This is a genomic window from Luteolibacter sp. SL250, from assembly GCF_026625605.1.
Classification (GTDB): Bacteria; Verrucomicrobiota; Verrucomicrobiia; order Verrucomicrobiales; family Akkermansiaceae; genus Luteolibacter.
On sequence record NZ_CP113054.1, the window covers coordinates 129966 to 149210 of the forward strand.

At 65.8% G+C, this 19245-nt stretch carries 16 protein-coding genes; 11 read left to right on the forward strand and 5 right to left on the reverse strand.

Annotated elements, in window-relative coordinates:
- Window positions 1-61: 61 nt before the first annotated feature.
- From OVA24_RS00635 to OVA24_RS00645, 3 genes are all read right to left on the reverse strand, one after another.
- On the reverse strand, window positions 62-1294 hold the full coding sequence (locus tag OVA24_RS00635) for an LL-diaminopimelate aminotransferase (protein WP_267672469.1): 1233 nt from the start codon (window positions 1292-1294) through the stop codon (window positions 62-64).
- 296 nt (window positions 1295-1590) lie between these two features.
- Entirely contained in the window at window positions 1591-2574 is a 984-nt protein-coding gene (locus OVA24_RS00640; RefSeq protein WP_267672470.1) for an MDR family NADPH-dependent oxidoreductase, read from the reverse strand.
- Window positions 2575-2693: 119 nt separating this feature from the next.
- Window positions 2694-2888, reverse strand: a complete 195-nt coding sequence (locus tag OVA24_RS00645; protein ID WP_267672471.1) for a hypothetical protein — start codon at window positions 2886-2888, stop codon at window positions 2694-2696.
- 258 nt (window positions 2889-3146) lie between these two features.
- On the opposite strand from OVA24_RS00645, the gene OVA24_RS00650 reads away from it, so the two are divergent.
- From OVA24_RS00650 to OVA24_RS00680, 7 genes are all read left to right on the forward strand, one after another.
- Complete coding sequence (locus OVA24_RS00650) at window positions 3147-3515, forward strand: hypothetical protein (RefSeq protein ID WP_267672472.1); 369 nt, start codon at window positions 3147-3149, stop codon at window positions 3513-3515.
- A gap of 129 nt (window positions 3516-3644) precedes the next feature.
- Window positions 3645-4871, forward strand: coding sequence for a TolC family protein (locus tag OVA24_RS00655; protein WP_267672473.1), 1227 nt, complete (start codon window positions 3645-3647; stop codon window positions 4869-4871).
- 14 nt (window positions 4872-4885) lie between these two features.
- Complete coding sequence (locus tag OVA24_RS00660; protein ID WP_267672475.1) at window positions 4886-6022, forward strand: efflux RND transporter periplasmic adaptor subunit; 1137 nt, start codon at window positions 4886-4888, stop codon at window positions 6020-6022.
- A 3-nt stretch (window positions 6023-6025) separates the two neighbouring features.
- Window positions 6026-9202 carry an efflux RND transporter permease subunit gene (locus tag OVA24_RS00665; protein WP_267672477.1) on the forward strand — a complete coding sequence of 1059 codons (3177 nt, stop codon included), beginning with the start codon at window positions 6026-6028 and terminating at the stop codon, window positions 9200-9202.
- Window positions 9199-9651: a hypothetical protein gene (locus OVA24_RS00670; RefSeq protein ID WP_267672479.1), complete on the forward strand. Its 453-nt coding sequence runs from the start codon at window positions 9199-9201 to the stop codon at window positions 9649-9651. The genes OVA24_RS00665 and OVA24_RS00670 overlap by 4 nt, the downstream gene beginning before the upstream one ends.
- Before the next feature lie 581 nt (window positions 9652-10232).
- The gene (locus tag OVA24_RS00675; RefSeq protein WP_267672481.1) at window positions 10233-10508 is read left to right on the forward strand and encodes a metal-sensitive transcriptional regulator; all 276 of its coding nucleotides are present in this window, start codon (window positions 10233-10235) and stop codon (window positions 10506-10508) included.
- Window positions 10509-10531: 23 nt separating this feature from the next.
- Complete coding sequence (locus OVA24_RS00680; protein ID WP_267672483.1) at window positions 10532-11662, forward strand: permease; 1131 nt, start codon at window positions 10532-10534, stop codon at window positions 11660-11662.
- 217 nt (window positions 11663-11879) lie between these two features.
- On the opposite strand, the gene OVA24_RS00685 is transcribed toward OVA24_RS00680, so the two are convergent.
- Together OVA24_RS00685 and OVA24_RS00690 are read right to left on the reverse strand one after the other, a co-directional pair.
- Window positions 11880-13193 (reverse strand): DUF1552 domain-containing protein, encoded by a 1314-nt coding sequence (locus OVA24_RS00685; RefSeq protein WP_267672484.1) that lies wholly within the window; start codon window positions 13191-13193, stop codon window positions 11880-11882.
- Between the two features lie 195 nt (window positions 13194-13388).
- Entirely contained in the window at window positions 13389-14204 is an 816-nt protein-coding gene (locus OVA24_RS00690) for an ATP-binding cassette domain-containing protein (RefSeq protein ID WP_267672487.1), read from the reverse strand.
- Between the two features lie 97 nt (window positions 14205-14301).
- Between OVA24_RS00690 and OVA24_RS00695 the strand changes: the two genes are divergently transcribed.
- From OVA24_RS00695 to OVA24_RS00710, 4 genes are all read left to right on the forward strand, one after another.
- On the forward strand, window positions 14302-15135 hold the full coding sequence (locus tag OVA24_RS00695) for a hypothetical protein (RefSeq protein WP_267672489.1): 834 nt from the start codon (window positions 14302-14304) through the stop codon (window positions 15133-15135).
- A 44-nt stretch (window positions 15136-15179) separates the two neighbouring features.
- Complete coding sequence (locus OVA24_RS00700) at window positions 15180-15965, forward strand: PEP-CTERM sorting domain-containing protein (protein ID WP_267672491.1); 786 nt, start codon at window positions 15180-15182, stop codon at window positions 15963-15965.
- A gap of 437 nt (window positions 15966-16402) precedes the next feature.
- On the forward strand, window positions 16403-17665 hold the full coding sequence (locus OVA24_RS00705) for a hypothetical protein (RefSeq protein ID WP_267672493.1): 1263 nt from the start codon (window positions 16403-16405) through the stop codon (window positions 17663-17665).
- On the forward strand, window positions 17662-18939 hold the full coding sequence (locus OVA24_RS00710; protein WP_267672495.1) for a hypothetical protein: 1278 nt from the start codon (window positions 17662-17664) through the stop codon (window positions 18937-18939). The genes OVA24_RS00705 and OVA24_RS00710 overlap by 4 nt, the downstream gene beginning before the upstream one ends.
- The last annotated feature ends 306 nt before the right edge of the window (window positions 18940-19245 follow it).

A 19245-nucleotide genomic window follows, 5' to 3' on the forward strand; every position in this document is an offset into this window, starting at 1 on the left:
GTAGCACGGTCCGCACGGGATGGAAGGGGGACACCGGAGCGCGCCCCCCTCCAGTCATCCATCAGGCGACCAGCGCCTTCAGCCTGCGGCAGACTTCCTCCACGTTCGCACGGGAGTTGAAGGCGGAGATGCGGAAGTAACCCTCACCGGCGGAGCCGAAGCCGGAGCCGGGGGTGATGACGACCTGCGCCTCGCCCAGCATCTTGTCAAACATGTCCCAGGAGGTCAGACCGGCAGGGCAGCCAACCCAGACATACGGCGCGTTCTCACCACCGAAGACCGGCAGGCCCGCGGCGGCGGCGGCTTCCCGGAGGAGCTTCGCGTTGCCCATGTAGTGGGAGATGAGTTCGTTGACCTGCGCCTTGCCTTCATCGGAGAAAACGGCGGCGGCGGCCTTCTGGACCGGGTAGCTGGCACCGTTGAACTTGGTGCTGTGGCGGCGGGACCAGAGCTGGTGCAGGGGGATGCGCTGGCCGTCGTCCGTCTTTCCGGAAACGGTCTTCGGGATCACCACGTAAGCGCAGCGCACGCCGGTGAAGCCGCCGTTCTTCGAGAAGGAACGGAACTCGATGGCGACGTCCTTCGCGCCTTCGATCTCGAAGATGGAGCGCGGGATGGACGGATCCTGGATGAAGGCCTCATAGGCGGCGTCGAAGAGGATGATGGCGTCGTTCTTCTTCGCATAGGCCACCCATGCCTCCAGTTGCTCGCGGGTCGCCACGGCACCGGTCGGGTTGTTGGGGAAGCAGAGGTAGATGAGGTCCGCCTTCTCCGCAGGGACGTCCGCGACGAAGTTGTTGCCCGCGTTGCACGGGAGGTAGAGCAGGCCCGCGTAGGCGCCCTTGTCATCCGCATCACCGGTGTTGCCGGCCATGACGTTGGTGTCCACATAGACCGGATAGACCGGGTCGGTGATGGCGATGACGTTGCCCTTGCCGAAGATGTCGAGGATGTTGCCGGTGTCGCACTTCGAGCCGTCGGAAATGAAGACCTCATCGGCGGAGATGCCGAGGTCGGAGAACTGGTTGTCAACGATGGCCTGGCGGAGGAACTCGTAGCCCTGCTCCGGGCCATAGCCCTTGAAGCTGCCGCGGTCCGCCAGCTCGTCCACGCCTTCGTGCATGGCCTTCACGACGGCGGAAGGAAGGGCCTCCGTCACGTCACCGATGCCGCAGCGGATGATCCGCGCCGCCTTGTCCGGGTTCGCCTCCGTGTAGGCTTTCACCCGACGGGCGATCTCGGGGAAAAGGTAGCCCGCCTTCAGTTTCAGGAAATTCGCATTGATGGTTGCCATGGCGGCGGAGGTTTAGCCGCCCGCCCCGCACGGTGCAATCGTTTCGTTGGGGGGCCGCCAACGCGGTAACGCCATCGGGGTGCCCGGGGATTGCGCCAGCTTATGGAGTGCGGCGGCCCTCCGCCGCTTTGGGGGTGGATGGCATCTGCCGGACGATGTGGCGGAAATCACCACGTCCCGACCTGCGGATGGCGTCTCCGCTTAGGGGTGGGTCATGCCTGCGACTGATAGCGGCAGAAGACTGCCGCACTCCATGACGCTGCCGCGACTATGGTGGCTCCCCCTGGCCCGGGAACTCAGAACGAGAACAGCACCTTCCCGTCGCGGCCGGGTTCGTCGAGGCGGGCAAGAGCCTTGGGGAAATCCTCCAGCGAAAACAGCGCATCGACCTTCTGGGTGACGGCGTCCGCCTTCACTTTTTCCGCCAGGGTTCCATAGATTTCCCGGATCTGCTCCGCGGACGCGCCTTCCAGCCACTTGGTGATCCACAGGCCGCGTACGGCGATGTCGCGGAAGATGAGCAAGCCGTTGGGCACGGTGACCGGCCGCCGCCCCATCGCGCCGTAGGTGATGTGGGAGGCGCCTTCGCGGAGGAGCTTCAGCAGGCCGAGGGCGCTGTCACCACCGACGGCGTTGAAGGCCAGCGCGGCGCGTGCCCCACCGAGCAGTTCCTTCGCGGCGGCGCGGCCCGCATCGTCATCGGTGAAAACGGCATTCCCGCCTAGCGCCTTCAGCTCGTCCACCAGCTCCGGCCGCCGGACGAACGACACCGTGCGGATGCCGAAGTCCCGCGCAAGCTGGATGACGCAGCGGCCCACCGCGGAGTTCCCCGCGTTCTGGACGATCCATCCGCCATCCTCCACCAGACCGAAGCCGCGCAGCAGCCGCCATGCGGTCGCCGGGTTCACCTTGAGCATGGCCGCCTGCACCGGATCGATCCCGGCCGGGAGCTTGAAAAGCGTGTCCGCCGGGACGGTGGTGTGGGTCGCCCAGGTGGCGGAGCGTTTCAGGAAAATGACGGCATCCCCTGCGGAGAAATCCTCCGCCGCGCTGTCCTCCACGACGCCGACTCCCTCGATGCCGGGCGTGGCGGGCAGCGCCGGTTTCACGCCGTACGTGCCCTCGATGGTGTTGAGGTCCGCCGGGTTGAGCGGGGCGGCGACCATGCGCACCAGCACCTCTCCGGGGGTGGGTTCCCGCGGGGTGAAAGTCTCCAGTTCCAGGACGTCCGCGGGCTTTCCCGTGGTGCGGAAGATGAGGCGTGTGCCGCTTTCGGTCATGCCCCCAATGTGGAACCCCCGTGCGGCTTTGCAACCTTCTGGGCTGGGACCGCGGAATTCATTCCGCTTGGTTTCGCTGGATTCTCCGGGGCGGGATGAATCCCGCGGTCCCAGTTCCGTCAACGGGAGTATCGGTCGTAGCGGCCCTCCACGCCGATGGAGCGGTTGACGCCGCTTTCCTCCGGCGTGGACCGGAGGTGGAGCGACGCGCCATCGTTGCCGGGAGGTCCGTCCAGCGGATCTCCTCCATCGAGGGGGCCGCAGGAGGTGAAGGCGAGGGCGCAGGCGACGGAGGAAAGGATCAGACGGGTCATCAGGGAGCCAGGTTAGGGCAATTTCATGAAATGTATAGGGGTCATCGCAGCGGACATGCGGGGTAGCGATGACCTGCTGACACCGATACATCATGGATGGCATCTTTCCCATGTGGAACTGTGGCGAAGGATGTGGATTTCCCCAACCGTCATGGCGCAACCATGACGCTACCCCGCATGTCCGTTGCAATCGTAAGATACTTGGGATAGCTGAAATTCCTTGAATAAATCCCCAGCCCGGCTACGTCGGAATCCAGCGTGCGCACGTTCCTGACATGGTTCCTGGTCATCGGCTTCATTGCCGGTCTGGGGACGCGTGTGTTCGCCTCCCACGGTGAGGAGCCGGTGTGCCAGCATGAGCACCACCAATGCGGCAGCCATGACGATGGCCACGGCCATCACCACCACCATGGTCCCGCCGACCACGGCCACAAGCACGATGACACGTGCCCGCCGGACCACCACCACCACTGCGGCACCTGCCTGCACCATCTCCCGCTCGGTCTCGACCAGGATGTTTTCCACCGCCTCACGGTTCCGGAATTTTCCCGGAGCGTGATCCGGCATGAGAGCGAACGGCCGCCGGACGGCCCGTTCCAGTCGCTGGACAAGCCACCGTTGATCTGACGATCCCTCCCGGGAGCGGCGTGCCCATTCCGCACGCCCCGCTCCCCTCCATGGCCCGGCCCATTTCCGCCGGATGCCCCCGCAGGAACCACCGTGTTCCCGCCTGCCCAACCGTCAGACAACACCCCTATGTTTTCCCATTTCACCGCGCTGTGCGCGGCCTCACTCCTCATGGTCCCGGCGCTCCATGCCGCGCCGGCCGTCGTCGTCACTCCGGACACCATCCCGAAACGGATCCGTGCCCAGAACCCGGACCTGGCCGCGGCGCGGCTGCGCATCGCGGAAGCGGTCGGCCGGATGAAGCAGGCCGGACGGCTGGACAACCCACAGCTCGAAACGTCCCTCCAGCACAGCCGCGACTTCCGCGAGGGCGGCATCGAGATCGGCATCTCGCAGAGGTTTCCCGTCACCGACCGGCTGCGCCGCGAGAAAGGCATCTCCGTCACCGAGCTGAAAGCCGCGGAGCTGGAAGTCCGCCAGGTGGAGCAGAAGCTGGTTTCCGATGCGAACCGCGCGCTGATCGAGGTGCTGGCCATCCGCTTGCGGAAAGACCTGCTCAACCGGCAGTCCGGCCTGACGAAGGAGCTGGCGGAAAGCATCCGCGCCGCCGCGGAGAAGGGCGAAGGTTCCCTGCTCGACGCCGGACAGGCGCGGGTGGAGGCGATGCAGGCGGACACGGAGGCGAGGCAGCTCGACGCGAAGGAGGCGTCCGCGCTGGCGGAGCTGAAGCCGCTGCTGGGCATCCGCCAGGATGAGGGGCTGGTCGTTTCCGGCACGCTGGCGTCCCCCGCCCTGCCGGGCACCGGTGCGGACCCGTCCCGCCGTGCCGACTTCCAGCTTTCCAAGGTGGAGGCGGACATCGCGGAACAGTCCATCGGCCTGGAGAAGGCGAAGCGGCGCGAGGACTTCGAGGGCGGCGCGTTTTTCTCCGCCGAACGGACGGAGGATGCCCCGGAGGGCTATGAGAACGAAGCCGTCGTCGGCCTGCGGCTGAAGATCCCGCTGCCGTTCTGGAACAAGAACGAAGGCAACATCGAGGCGGCGGAGGCCACCCACCGGCGGAAGCAACTGGAGACGCGCGCGCTGGCGGAAACCATCCGCCATGAGGCGGGCGGCGCACGCTCCGAAATGGCGGAGTGGGCGAAGCTGATCCGCGAGATCGACAGCCAGCTCCTGCCACTGGCGACCAAGCAGGCCACGGACACGGAGGCGGCATGGCGCAACGGCCAGGCCGACTTCCAGACCGTCCTCAAGTCCCGCGCACAGCGCCTCCAGCTCGAGTCCACCCGGCTCGACGCGCTGCGTGATTTCCACCTCGCCCGCGCCCGCCACCAGGCCGCGCTGGGCAACTTCTGAACCACCCCATTTCCATGAATTTCAAATCACTCACGCTGGCCACCGCCAGCATCCTCTCCCTCCTCACCTCCGTCCACGCCGCGGAGAAACCCGTCCTGCTCGATGAGACGGGCGTGCAGTCTCTCGGCATCGAAACCGTCGAAGCGTCCGAATCCGTCTTTGAGGAAACCACCTTCGCGCTCGGTCGGATCGAGGAGATCCCGGAAAAGCATGCCGTCCTCAGCAGCCGCATCCCCGGCCGCGTGGTGGGCCTGGAAGCCCGCGAGGGCGACATGGTGACCGCAGGCCAGAACATCGCCCGGGTGGAGAGCCGCCAGCCCGGCGACCCGCCGCCGACCATCGAGCTGAAGGCCCCCATCTCCGGACTGGTGGTGGAGTCCCATGTGCGCCTGGGAGAGCCGGTGGAGCCGGAAAAGGAGCTGCTCGACATCTCCGACCTGACGGACGTCCACGCCATCGCCCGCGTGCCGGAGCACCAGACGTCGAAGCTGCCGCCCGGCACCACCGCCATCATCCGCATCTCCGCGCTGGGCGACCAGCCGCTGGAAGGGAAGCTCATCCGCTTCGGCACGACCGCCGACCGCGAGCGCGCGACCATCGACGCGATCTTCCTGGTGAAGAACCCGGACAACCGCCTGCGCCCCGGCATGCGCGCCGAGTTCGAGATCATCACCGCACGCCATGAAAACGTGCTGACCATCCCGAAGGAAGCCGTGCAGGGCGACCCGTCGAACCGCCATGTGTTCCTGAAGGACTTCAACATCCCGAACGCCTTCGTCCGCTCCGCGGTGAGGACGGGGCGTACGAACGGCACGCAGGTGGAGATCCTTTCCGGGGTGTTCCCCGGGGACCTCGTCGTCACGCGCGGGTCGTATGCGCTGGGCTTCGTGGGCAGTGGTTCCGGTGTCTCGCTGAAGGAGGCGCTGGATGCCGCCCACGGCCACGAGCACAACGAGGACGGATCCGAGATGACCGCGGAGCAGAAGGCCGCGAACGAAAAGGGCGGGGCCGCCGCAGGCCACGGCCATGACCACGACCATGAGGCCAGCCCGCTGCGCGAGCGTATCTTCATGGGCACCACCGCGGTGCTCGCGCTGGCGCTCGTCGCCGTCCTTTTCATCCGCCGCGGAAACCCATCACCGGAAGCCTGAACCATGCTCGAAAAACTGATCCGTTTTTCCCTGCGGCACCGCGCGGTCATCATCGGCCTGTGCATCCTCGTGCTGGTCATGGGATACCGCTCGTCCACGAAGCTGCCGCTGGAAGTGCTGCCGGACCTGACCAAGCCCACGGTTACCATCCTGATCGAGGCTCCCGGACTGGCACCGGAGGAAGTCGAGGCGCTGGTCACCCAGCCCATCGAAAGCTCCCTCACCGGCATCGCCGGGCTGAACCGGCTGCGCTCACAATCGGACATCGCCTTGTCACTCGTCTTCGCCGAGTTCGACTGGGGGACTGACATCTACCAGGCGCGCCAGTTCGTCCAGGAAAGGCTGCAGTCCGTCCGTGAGACGCTGCCGGAAGGAACCGAGCCGTATTTGACACCGGTCGCGTCGCTGATGGGAGAGATCCTGCTCGTCGGCATCCGCAGCACGGATGGCCAGGTGGAGCCAATGGAGGTCCGATCCATCGCCGACTGGACGGTGCGGCGGAGGATCCAGTCCATCCCCGGTATCGCCGAGGTGCTCAACATGGGCGGCGGCGTGAAGCAGGCGCAGATCCAGCCGGACCTGTGGAAGATGCAGGCGTATGGCGTGACGCTGGACGAACTGCGGGACGCGGCGAAGAAGGCCGCCACCACCACCACCGGCGGGTTCCTGAGTTCCTTCTCCCAGGAAATCATGGTTCGCAATCTGGCCATGACGACGGAACTGGCTGACATCGCGAAGACGCCCGTGAAGACGGTGAAGGATCAGCCGATCAGCATCGGTGACGTCGCCACCGTCGCCTGGGACACGGAGCCGATGCGTGGCAACGCCCACGTCAACGGCGACCCCGGCGTCATCATGAGCGTCACGAAGGCACCCGGCTTCGACACACTGAAGCTCACCGGCCAGATCGAGACCGCCATCGCGGAAGTCCAGAAGACGCTCCCCCCGGGCGTGGAGGCCACCGTGCTTTTCCGCCAGGGCGACTTCATCGACCGCGCGATGGACAACCTGGTGAAGGCCTTCGGAGAGGCGGTGATCATGGTCATCATCATCCTGTTCCTGTTCCTGCTGAACTTCCGCACCACCTTCATCACCCTGATGGCGATGCCGCTGAGCTTCGCCGTCACCCTGATCACCTTCCAACTGATGGGCCTCAGCATGAACAGCATGACGCTGGGCGGACTGGCGGTCGCCATCGGCATGGTTGTGGACGACGCCATCGTGGACGTGGAGAACGTGTTCCGGCGGCTGAAGGAAAACGCGGTGCTGGCCGACCCGCTGCCGAAGATCGACGTGATCGCCGCCGCTTCCGGCGAGGTGCGGAACTCCATCTTCTACGCGACCGTCCTCATCATCCTGGTGTTCGTGCCGCTGCTCGGCCTGAGCGGGGTGGAGGGCCGCCTGTTCGGCCCCATCGCCATCGCGACCATCATCAGCATGATCGCGTCGTTCATCGTTTCGCTGACGTCCATCCCGGTGCTGTGCTCGTTCCTGCTCGGCTGGCGGAAGCGCAAGCCGGGTGACGAGGCGAAGGCGAAGCACCACGACGGCCCGGTCACCCGCGGCATGAAATGGCTGGTGAAGCACACGCTGCTGAAGGTGAGCCTGGACCGGCCGGTGCTGGTGCTGATCCCGGTGGTCATCCTGCTGGGGCTTTCCCTCACGCTCTACCCGAAGATGGGCAAGGACTTCCTCCCCGCCTTCAACGAGGAAACCGTCATCGTCACCACCGGCGCTGCTCCTGGCACCTCGCTGATGGAGATGGAACGGCTGGCCGCCTCCATCGAGAAACAGCTCCGCACGGTGCCGGAGATCAACCACATCGGCCGCCGGATCGGCCGCGCGGAACGCAGCGACCACGTGGTGCCCATCTCCAACGCGGAGTTCGACGTGGACTTCAAGACCGGCGTGTCCGAGCGCTCGCGGGAGGAGATCCTGGAGGACATCCGCCAGAAGGTGCGGCAGGTGCCCGGCTCCTTCAGCGTGCTTTCCGGCCCGCTGTCCCACCGCATCAGCCACCTGCTCAGCGGCGTGACCGCACCCATCGCGATCAAAGTCTTCGGCCCCGACTTCGAGACGAACCAGAACGTCGGCGAGCAGATCCAGAAGATCGCCAAGACCATCCCCGGACTGGAGGACGCGAAGCTGGACCAGCAGGCGCCCATCCCGCAGCTCCGGATCGAGGTGAACCGGGAGCGCGCGCTGGCCTACGGCGTCACCCCCGGCGAGCTGAACGAGACGCTTTCCACCCTGATGGGCGGGGAGGCGGTGGCCCAGCTCCGCGACGGGCCGCGCATCATCGACCTGGCGATCCGCCTGCCGGAGGAGTGGCGGGAGCATCCGGAGCGCATCCGCGAGCTGCCCATCGACACGCAGGGCGAAAAGTCGATCCCGCTGCGGCTGGTGGCGGAGATCCGCGAGGCGAAGGGACCGTCGTCCGTCTTCCGCGAGAACACGCAGCGCCGCTACGTGGTCTCCATCAAGCCGACGCGTCCGGACGCGGGCGAGCTGGTGCGGCAGCTCCAGGAAAAGGTCACCGCACAGGTGAAACTGCCGACGGGCACGTTCATCAGCTACGAAGGCGACTTCCAGGCGCAGAAGGCGGCTACCACGCGGATAGCGCTGCTGTTCGCCGGGGTCCTCGGCGTCATCATCATCCTGCTGTTCTCCTACTTCCGCAGCCTCGCGCTGGCGTTGCAGGTGATGGTGAATCTGCCGCTGGCGCTGATGGGCAGCCTGGCGCTGACGTGGCTGCTGGTCGGCAACATCAGCATCGCCACGCTGGTCGGCTTCATCGCCGTATGCGGGATCGCCGCGCGGAACGGCATCATGATGATCTCCCACTACCTGCACCTGATGACGCATGAGGGGGAAACCTTCAGCCGCGCCATGATCGAGCGCGGGACGCTGGAGCGGCTGGTGCCGGTAACGATGACCGCGCTCGCCGCCGGCATCGCGCTGATCCCGCTGGTGATGGCCGCCGGGGAGCCGGGCAAGGAGATCCTGCACCCCGTCGCCGTCTGCATCGTCGGCGGCCTGGTGTCCTCCACCTTGCTCGACTTCGCCGTCACGCCCGCCCTCTTCCGCCTGCTGGGCCGGAAGGCATCCCAGGCCGCCGTCGCGGCGCACGCTTCACCGAATCCAACACCAACCATCAACCCACAACCAACCATCGCATGAAAACCAACATCATCACCGCCTTCATCGCCCTCACCGCCCTGGCCGCCGTCCCCCACGTGACCGCCGCCGAAAAGGAACACAAGCACGACCACGCCGACCATGACGGCGATGTTGACAAGAACAAGAAAGGCCCGAACGGCGGCATCCTCATCCACTCCGTGGAGCCGCACGCGGAGCTGGTCATCACCAAGGACCGCAAGGCGAAGATCGTCTTCGTCGATGACGACAACAAGGTCGTCGCCCCGGACAAGCAGGTCGTCACCGCCACCGGCGGCGACCGCGCGAACCCCACGCGCCTGACCTTTGCCAAAGGCGAGGGTGACAACGCGAACGCCCTCATCTCCGACAAGGAAATCCCGGCGGGCGACCACGTGGACATCGTCCTGCAGATCAAGGTTGCGCCGGATGCGAAGACCGTGACGGAACGCCTGACGCTGCATCTGCATTGAGCGGGGAATGGAAAGTGGCTGGGGCACTCCATCCGCGCGGCAGCGTCATGGAGTGCGGCAGTCTTCTGCCGCCATCAGTCGCAGTCATGACCCTCTCCCAAGTAAAGATGCCATCCGCAAGTCGCGACGTGGTGATTTCCACCACATCGTCCGGCGGGTGCCATCCGCCCCCAAAGCGGCGGAGGGCCGCCGCACTCCATAAGCTGGCGCAATGTGCGGGCACCCCCACCACGCGGGAGGAAGCCTCCCCCACACAAAAAGGCCTGAAGCGGATCCCGCCACTTCAGGCCTGGTTTGAATCACAGGCGCAACCCATAGCACCAGTGAGTATATGTTGCGGGGAGCCTGCGACAGCCGCCCCGCGTGATTCAGATCATTCCACAATCCGGCGGATGCCGCTAACGGCGGGTTGTCCGCTTTGGATGGTGGATTGCGGGATGGATGCCGTCGCGTGGCGATTGGAGCGCGGACTTCAGTCCGCCCCGGAGAATCCAGTCTTTGCGAAGCCAAGCGGACTGAAGTCCGCGCTCCATTCAAAAATCCCATTTGCATTTCTACCTATACCCCCTATGGGTATAATCATGCACCGCAACTGTTCCGACAAGGCACCGCTGCTGGCCCGTGTGAAGAAGATCGCCGGGCAGACGCAGGGCATCGCCCGCATGATCGAGGAAGACCGGGACTGCCCGGAGATCCTGCACACCATCACGGCGGTCCACTCCGCGCTGCGCGCCCTGGAGGCGAAGCTGCTGGAGGACCACGTCCGCCACTGCGTGACGGATGCCGCCACGGACCCCCGCCAGCTTGAGACCCGGCTGGAGGAGATCGTCACGCTCTACAAGCGCCGCCTTTCCTGAATCCCCTTCCATTTTCCGAAACCATGTCCTGCTGCACCCCGAAGCCCGAACCGGAGAAAAGGAGCTGCTGCTCCGCCACTCCGCCGGAACCATCCGCTGCGGATCACTCCTGCCACGATGAAGCACCCGCCGCGGATGCCGCCGACTGCTGCGCGCCGACGCGGAGGATCGACTGGTTGCTGTGGGGTTCCCTCATCCTGCTGGTGGTGGGGCTGGCCGGGCACTTCGTGAGCGGCGGCCCGGTGTGGTGGCACAAGTTCTCCCACGCCAGCTTCGAGTTCCTGTCAAAGGCATGGTGGGGCATCCTCGTCGGCATCATCGCCGTGGGGGTGATCGGCCGCATCCCGCGCGAGATCATCGCCAGCCTGTTGGGGCAGGGCGGGACGCTGACGGGCACCATCCGCGCGGTGTTCGCGGGCACGCTGCTGGATCTGTGCAACCACGGCGTGCTGATGGTCGCCGCGCAGCTCTACAAGAAAGGCGCATCCACCGGGCAGACCATGGCGTTTCTCATTTCCAGCCCTTGGAACTCGCTCTCCGTAACGCTGATCCTGGCGGCGATGATCGGCTGGAAGTGGATGCTGGTGTTCATCCTGTTGTCCATGGTCATCGGCGTCATCACCGGCTGGACCGCCGACCGTCTGGTGAAGGCGGGCAAGCTCCCCGCGAACCCGCACCAGTTCACGCTGCCGGATGACTTCCGGCTGCGGAGTGCGCTGCGTGACGCAGGGCGCGCGGTGAAGCCCACGCCGTCCAACATCCGCGGCATGGTCGTGGACGGGTTCCGGGAGTCCGCCATGATCCTGCGCTGGATCTTCTTCGGTATCGTCCTGGCTGGCATCATCCGCGCCTTCGTGCCTGACGACCTGTTCTCCCACTACTTCGGCCCGACGTTGCTGGGACTGTTCCTGACGCTGCTGGCGACGACGGTGATCGAGGTCTGCTCGGAAGGCTCCAGCCCCATCGCCGCGGACCTGATGGCGCGCGCCGCCGCACCGGGAAATGCGTTCACGTTCCTGATGGCCGGTGCCGCCACGGACTACACGGAGATGCTGGTGCTGCGTGAAACGACGAAGTCATGGAAAATCGCGCTCGCCCTGCCGCTCATCGCCACGCCACAGATCCTGCTCATCGGCTGGTTGCTCAACCAGTGAGCGGGGGATGCTGGGAGGGGAGCAGGTGGATTGACCACTGATTCCACTGATTTACTGATTTGAAGAGAGAATGAATGGAGCGCCGATCATCCATTCCGGCTGCGAAGGCCGATTCTGAATCAGTAAATCAGTGCAATCAGTTGTGATCTCCTCCGACCTCCGGGCAGGCCTCCCGAAATGAAGGAGACGTGGTCGTGAAATCAGGGGGAAGCCCACCTCAGATCCCCACGAGCCTGCCGTTGCCGGAGGAGAAGCTCTCCGCTTCCAGACCCATGTGCTGGAGGCAGGAGACGAACAGGTTGGAGAGCGGCGGCGCTTCCTTCTCCGCAAAGGCGAGGTGCTGGCCGTGCTTGAAGCCACCACCCGCCAGGACGATGGGCAGGTTGCTGTTGTTGTGGCTGGAAGCGTTGCCAAGGCTGGAGCCGATGACGACGGCGGTCTGGTCGAGCAGGGAGTGCTGTCCCTCGCGGAACGCCTTCATCTTGCCGATGAACTCGGCGAAGAGAACGAACTCCTCCCGCTCGATGATGGCGAGCATGTCGATCTTTTCCGGGTCCTTCCCGTGGTGGCTCAGGTTGTGCCAGCCATCGTCCACGCCCTCCAGCGTGACCACCTCATTGCCGCCTGCGCCGACGAAGGTGATGAGGCGGGTGGAGTCCCTGCTGAGGGCCAGGAACATGAGGTCATACATCAACCGCATCTTGCCGACGAAGTCCGCGCGGTCCTCGATGTCCTTCGGCTTCGGCGCATCCACCTTCGGCTTCGGCTTGTTCGTCCACTCTTCGGCGGCGACCATGCGTTTCTCGAAGTCGCGCACGCTGGTGAGGTACTGGTCCAGCGTCTCGTGGTCATCCCGGCCGACCTTGCGCTGGACGTTCTTCACGTCGTCCATGACCAGATCCATGACGCTGCGGCCGTCCTGGAGGCGCTTGACCTGTTTTTCCTTTTCCTTCGCGGAGCCTTCCAGGAAGAGCTTTTCGTAAAGGCGGGAGGGACTGACGTCCGGCGGCACCTTCACCCCGGAGCGGGAGATGGAGAGGCTGTTGCCGCTGGTGGCGGACAGGCTCAGCGAGGGATAGCGCGTCAGGTGGCCGATGGTTTCCGCCGCATACTGGTCCACGGAGATGGTGTTGCGGAAGCTGGGCGCGGACGGATGCGGCGCACCGGTGAGGAAGCTGGCCTCCGCCGCGTGCCCGCCGTCGACGTCCGGGTGCATGAGGCCGGAGAGGACGGAAAATTTGTCCCGGTGGTCCTGCAGCGGTTCCAGGTACTTCGTCGGCTTGTAGTCCGCGCCGGTGGTCTCCGGGAAAAGGAACGGCGTGTGGAACCCGAGCGGCGCGCCGATGGCGACGAAACGCTTCACCCCGTCCGGCGAGGCGTTCGGAGTCTCCGCCGCCAGCGCACGCGGCAGCAGGCTTTCCAGGAAAGGCAGGGTCATCGCCACGCCGGAAGCACGGAGGAACCGGCGGCGGCTCATGCCTGCGCCCGGAAGCTCGATGCGGGTGCTGCGGAGGGACGGGGACGGGTTCATGGCCCCAGAATACACGCCATTTCCAGCGTACTTTCAAGCCACCATGTCCTAGGGTCTAGGTGGGTGACGGGATGGAGCGCGGACTTCAGTCCGCCCCGGGGAATCCAGCCAGCATGCGAAGCCAAGCGGGATGAATCCCGCGGTCCCAGTAAAACCGACGTTGCGAAGCCAAGCGGACTGAAGTCCGCGCTCCGTTCAAACCGCCAGCCGCGGGATCGATGACAACAACCGCTGCGTGTAGGCTTCCTTCGGCTGGCGGAAAACCTCCTCCGCGCCGCCCGCCTCGACGATTTTCCCCTGATACATCACGGCGATGCGGTCCGCCAGATAGTGGACCACGCCGAGGTCATGGGAGATGAAGATCATGGTCAGTCCCAGGTCCTGCTGCAGCTTTTTGATGAGATTGAGGATCTGCGACTGGATGGAGACATCCAGCGCGGACACCGGCTCATCCGCGATGACCAGCTTCGGCTCCGGGGCGAGGGCGCGGGCGATGGCGATGCGCTGGCGCTGGCCGCCGGAAAATTCGTGCGGGTATTTCTTCATCACGCGCGGGTCGAGGCCCACGGTGGCCATCAGCGCCTCCACCCGCTGGCGCAGCTCCGGCTTTCCCTTCAGGCCGGGGTGGCGCTGGAGCACGGCCTCCGCCAGCGTGGAGTAGACGGTCATCCGCGGATTGAGCGAGGCATACGGGTCCTGGAAGATCATCTGGAAATCCAGCCTGCGGCGGCGGATCTCCGCGCGCGGGAGCTGGGAAAGGTTCTCCCCGTTGAGGATGACGGAGCCGGACGTCGCCGGGATGAGCTGCATGAGGGTGCGGGAAAGCGTGGACTTCCCGCAGCCGGACTCACCCACCAGCCCGAGGATCTCCCCCTGCTGCACCTCCAGGCTCACACCGTCCACCGCCCTCACCTCCTGCTTCCGGCGGGCGAACCACGGTCCGGTGCTGCGGCTGAAGTGCGTGTGGAGGTCGCGGATTTCCAGATAGGACACACCGGCATGAAACCCCATGGGTAACGAAAGGGCCAGCGGTAAAGTCGCGGCCGCGCGGGCGGCTGCCTCCGAAAGGCTTGCCGCCGCGTTTCCACCCGCTACCTTCCCCTCCGCCATGAAAGTGCCCCTCCCCGGCCTGACCACCGCCCTCGCCCTCCTCTCCTGGGCCACCGCACCGGCGGCGGTTGTCACCTGGGCGGGAACCGCCACCGGCATCGATGGGAATGACAATGACGAGGTGGACTCCTGGCGGACCATCGCCGTCGCGAAGACCTACGACACGGATGGCGACAACGTCTACGGCACCGCGGGATACGTGTTCTACGGAGCGGACTCCGCCACCAACGGCAACGGCGGCGCGGTCGTCACGGTCGATCCCCTCGCCTACAACGCCAGTGCCACCCGCAGGACCCATCTTTCCGTCCCTTCCTATCTTTCGCTCACCTCCACGGGGCAGAACCGCATCGCCTCCAGCTACGGCTACCGCCTGATGGATGACCCCACGCAGCCGCCATCCGCCAGCGTGGCGAACGTGGAAAGCGGCGGCGCCCTCCGCCAGAGCGTGACGCTCGGCACGGAGGTTGGCATGATCAACTTCACCGTCACCTCCGCTATTCCGGCGGGCGGCCTGCGGATCGGCGTCATCATCTCCAACCTCGACGCCGCGGCGGGCACCCTGCGCTTCACCCAGACCACCGGCGGCGCGGCCACCTCCACCGCCAACCTCGCGTTCTCCGGCTCCAGCATCCCCAGCATCGTGTTCTTCGATGTCACGGAGGCCACCACCGGGGATGTGTTCAGCCTCTTCCTGACGAAGTCCAGCCCGGGAAACAGCAACACCAGCGTGGCCTACGGAGGACTCACCTTCGACGTCATCCCGGAACCCGGCTCCGCCATGCTGGGCCTCCTGGCCGCCGCCACCCTCGGCCTGCGCCGCCGACGCCACTGACTTTTCGGCTGGAGTCCCGCGATCCGTGGGATATCCTTCCCCGAATGAACCCATTCCTCCCCCTTGTCGGTTCGGCGGCCGTCCTTCTGGCCGGTCCACTTTCCGCCGCCACCCTCGCCGTGGCCTTTGGTGGAAATTACGTGACGAATGCCAACGGCAGCCAGACGCTCCAGGAAGGCGGCTTCACCCCCGGTGGTGATCCCCTCCAGATCAGCCCGGCGGCCAACTACACCGGCCCCGTCATCCACGGGCGCATGCAAGTCTTTTCCGGCACCTCAGGCAACGCGAACTACCGCATCCTGAACAACGGCGACTTGGACCGCATCGAGCTGAAAACGTCCGACGCCGTCAACAACACCGGCTTCCTGATCCTGTTCCGGCAGGAAAATTTCCTCAACGGCCTGAACACCGGCAACGTCGGCTTTGACTCCACCTCATCCCTCCGCCTGAACAACGTCATCTACGCCAACCAGACGGCGGACAGCGGCCGCATCGTGCTCCGCCAGGGCACCACCTACTACATCTCCGAAAGGGTCTACACCGCACTGGGCGACGTCACCACGCCGAACCTCACCACCCTCAGCTACTTCGCCTACGACCCGGCGACCACCATCGACCCCAACAGCCCCACCACCGCCGTCTCCATCGTCAGCGGCGGCATGATCCAGAACGTGACAGAGGTGGGCTTTTACTTCGAGGCCCAGAACTCCGCCAACGCCATCCGCATCCAGGACATCGCCATCAACATGGTCGCCATCCCGGAACCCACCGCCGCCGCCTTGCTGGCCCTCGCCGCGCCGCTCTGCCTGCGGAGACGAAGGAGGCGGTGAACATCGAACATCGAACGCCCAACATCGAACGTTGGAATGAAGAGAAGGCGGGTGGAAATGCCACCGTCGCGGCAGCGTCATGGAGTGCGGCGGCCCTCCGCCGCTTTGAGGTGGAGACCGCTACCAGGAAAATGATGCGGCCACGGGAGTGCGGACGGAGTCTTTGTATCGGCGGAAATCCCACCCACGATTGATAGCGGCAGAGACTGCCGCACTCCATGACGCTGCCGCGCGGACGGAGGATCGAGCGTGCTTAGCGGGGTAGCGAACCTCGTGAGAGATTCGGCAGGGCGTCGATCCCCTCGCAAACCAAGCTCCGGTTTTCCATGGACTTCCCCCCAGCCGGAGGTTTCACGACTTCCGCTACATTGCCCAGACCCACAAACCTCTTTCCCCGCACCCGGCGGGCTGATAGGTGGGAGGGAACCGTGTTTCCCGTGAAGACGTCCGTCCTGTTCCCCGCATGCCTGGCCATCGGCTTGGTGGGCGGATGGCTGTCCGTACGCGGCGGCGCGCAGGCGGATGACCCGCGCAGCCAACAGGCCGCGGAAAAGCGGAAGGTGGACCGGGTCAGGCCGGACAGGCCGCAGCGGGCGGACGGCGAGATCCGCGACATGGACGCGTTCATCGCCGCGCTGCTGGAGCGTGCGGAAAAGGCGGCGGCGGACGGCTCCGTGGAGCACCGGGCCATGTCGGACTGGACGGATGCGGAGGTGCTCGCCGTGCTGGATGCGACGACGGATGACCTGGACTCCCTGCTGGCTGGCGGCGGCGGCCTGCGCGGAGAAATTTTCCGGGAATACCTGCGGCGGGACTTCGATGCCGGGCTGGCGTGGTTCAGCACCCAGGACAACCGCTGGCAGCCGCAGCTTTCGTGGTATCTGGCGGAACGCTGGCCGGACGGACGCGGGGAGGACCTGCTGCGTTTCCTGAACAAGCATCCGGACATCACCAGCCGACGCGACACGAAGGCGATCCTCACGAAGCATATCTCAGCCGCCGCCGCCGGAGGCGTGGGACCATTCCGCGCGACCCTGGAGCGGCTGGGGCAGGAAGGGCTGCTGGACCATTTCATGAGGGCCGGATTCACCCCGCCGGAGGGGTTCTCCTTCGCGGAGTTTCTCGGCGGACCGCCCATCACCGGACTGCCACTCTACTTCCGGGATGAGATGATGCGATCATGGTTCAAGGCGGACCGGGACGCCGCGTTCGCATGGACGCTGGAGCAAAACGGAGCCGCCGGGCTGATGGTCACGCTGAGCCCCACGCAGGACGTCAACCGGGAAACGGCGCGCTGGCTGGGATCGAAGATGGACGGTCTCTCGACGGAGCAGCGGGCGGCCTTTCTGGATGCCTTCGAGAACAAGACCCACCGCATCACGGTCACCGACCGGTTGACCCTGATGGACGGCGCGGATGATCCACAGGTGCGGGAGGAAATCCGCACACGCATCGCGCAGGGCATGTTCACCGGCAGGCTGTCGGAGGGCTTGGGACCGGTGGAGGACATCGCGGAGCCGGAGGAGCGGCTGCGCTTTCTGGAGACCCTGGAACAAAGCCCACGGACGCTGCGGACGCACGCCAGGGGATTCAAAGCCGCCGACCGGGAGACTCTGCGCGGAAAGCTGCGCGACTGGGGTGCCGGGCCCGCACGGGTGGAAGCCATCATCACCCATCTCCAGACCCGCGACGCGCCATGAAGCCCATCCTGAAATCCGCCGCCGCCATCGCCCTGCTGGCCGCCGGGGTGCTGGCCGGGCGTTCCCTCAACACCGACACCGCCTCCGGGCCTGTGGGAAAAGCCCCGCCGCCGCGTGAATCCCGCAACTCCGGCACCGGCACGTCCCACCAGCAGGCCGCCGCGAATGACGTGGAGCAACTGCGCCAGCGGCTCGCCCAAGCCCGGCGTGACCCCGGAGGACACGCCGGGGAGCTGGCCCGGCTGGGTGTGCCCGCGTTGAAGGAACTCGCCATGAGGGCGGAGGAGGAGGTGCGGTCCGCATCGCAGGCGGGCGGTTCCCCTGACACCCGGCGGGACCTGCTTGTTTCCGTCATCGGGGAACTGCACGACCGTCTGGGAAACGGCGTGCTGGAGTGGGCCGCGTCCCTGGAGGAAGGACCGGGCAGGCAGGTCATTTTTGAAAAGGCCCTGCTCCTCGCCGTGCGGACTGACCCCGCCACCGCCGGTCCATGGTTGAAGGATTTCCGCCGCGACTATCCCGACCAGCGGACGGACATGATTTCCCAGGCCGCCGTCACCGGGGCCATCAGCCGCAGCGCCGGGGAGTTCCTCCAAGTCATCCAGGACATCGCGTCCGTGGAGGACCTGGGGTATTCCGACGTGCTCCGGACCGGCTACGCCGATGATTTCGACTTCGCCGCCGCCGCGAAAGGGTTGCCCGGTTCCAGGCACCTGTTCTGCCTGCTGATACAATGGGCTGGCAGGGATCCGGATGAACTATGGGCCGCCTTGAAATCGGCGGAGGATCTCGGCGATAAAAGCAAACGGTCGAACGCGCTTTCCGCCGTCGCTCTTGGTGCGGTCTCCAAGCTGGGCGAAAGCGCCGGCGCGGAATGGACCGTCAGCCGCTTGCAGGAACTGCCCGAGAACGAAAGGGCGAAGGTCGCGGAAAGCCTCGCCTACAGCACCCGGGACCGTGACACCATCATCGCCACCCTCGGCAAGCTGGAAGGCAGCGCCAGAACCGGATTTCTGTCCGCCTTCAACTACAGCGATGTCGGCGAGGACACCCGGCTGGACGTCATGGCCTCCCTGCCGAGGGAGGATCTGGTCGGCATGGTGGGACAACAGCGGGCCGCCAGCCGCATGAACGCGAACTCCCACATGGGCCAGGCATGGATGGACGACGCCCGCACCCGCAGCGAAGCCCGCTTCACCAAGATGAACCACCGCTTCGCCTTCACCCCGGAGGAGCTTTCCCGCATCGAGAGTGCGGAGCTGCCGGAGGAGTGAGCCGTATTTGACCCACTGGGACCGCGGAATCCAGAGCGAGTGGCAACGAGCTTCCTTTGGCGCGAAGCGAAACCGGATGGCCGTAGGCAATTCATCCCGCCCCGGAGAATCGGGCCGCGGGGAAGCGGCATGGCTGCGCCATGACGGTTGGGGGAATCCACCCGTTCTCGACGGCACCGCATGGGAAAGATGCCGTCCATGGTGGACCGGAGCCGGAGGGCCGCACCCGTCCACCCCGCCGTGATGGCGCAGCCATCCCGCTACCCTCACGAAGCCAAGCGGGATGAATCCCGCGGTCCCAGTTCC

Coding starts and splice junctions, on each gene's coding strand:
- OVA24_RS00635 (WP_267672469.1), bottom strand. CDS start 1,294: ATGGCAACCATCAATGCGAATTTCCTGAAACTGAAGGCGGGCTACCTT.
- OVA24_RS00640 (WP_267672470.1), bottom strand. CDS start 2,574: ATGACCGAAAGCGGCACACGCCTCATCTTCCGCACCACGGGAAAGCCC.
- OVA24_RS00645 (WP_267672471.1), bottom strand. CDS start 2,888: ATGACCCGTCTGATCCTTTCCTCCGTCGCCTGCGCCCTCGCCTTCACC.
- OVA24_RS00655 (WP_267672473.1), top strand. CDS start 3,645: ATGTTTTCCCATTTCACCGCGCTGTGCGCGGCCTCACTCCTCATGGTC.
- OVA24_RS00660 (WP_267672475.1), top strand. CDS start 4,886: ATGAATTTCAAATCACTCACGCTGGCCACCGCCAGCATCCTCTCCCTC.
- OVA24_RS00665 (WP_267672477.1), top strand. CDS start 6,026: ATGCTCGAAAAACTGATCCGTTTTTCCCTGCGGCACCGCGCGGTCATC.
- OVA24_RS00670 (WP_267672479.1), top strand. CDS start 9,199: ATGAAAACCAACATCATCACCGCCTTCATCGCCCTCACCGCCCTGGCC.
- OVA24_RS00675 (WP_267672481.1), top strand. CDS start 10,233: ATGCACCGCAACTGTTCCGACAAGGCACCGCTGCTGGCCCGTGTGAAG.
- OVA24_RS00680 (WP_267672483.1), top strand. CDS start 10,532: ATGTCCTGCTGCACCCCGAAGCCCGAACCGGAGAAAAGGAGCTGCTGC.
- OVA24_RS00685 (WP_267672484.1), bottom strand. CDS start 13,193: ATGAACCCGTCCCCGTCCCTCCGCAGCACCCGCATCGAGCTTCCGGGC.
- OVA24_RS00690 (WP_267672487.1), bottom strand. CDS start 14,204: ATGGGGTTTCATGCCGGTGTGTCCTATCTGGAAATCCGCGACCTCCAC.
- OVA24_RS00695 (WP_267672489.1), top strand. CDS start 14,302: ATGAAAGTGCCCCTCCCCGGCCTGACCACCGCCCTCGCCCTCCTCTCC.
- OVA24_RS00700 (WP_267672491.1), top strand. CDS start 15,180: ATGAACCCATTCCTCCCCCTTGTCGGTTCGGCGGCCGTCCTTCTGGCC.
- OVA24_RS00710 (WP_267672495.1), top strand. CDS start 17,662: ATGAAGCCCATCCTGAAATCCGCCGCCGCCATCGCCCTGCTGGCCGCC.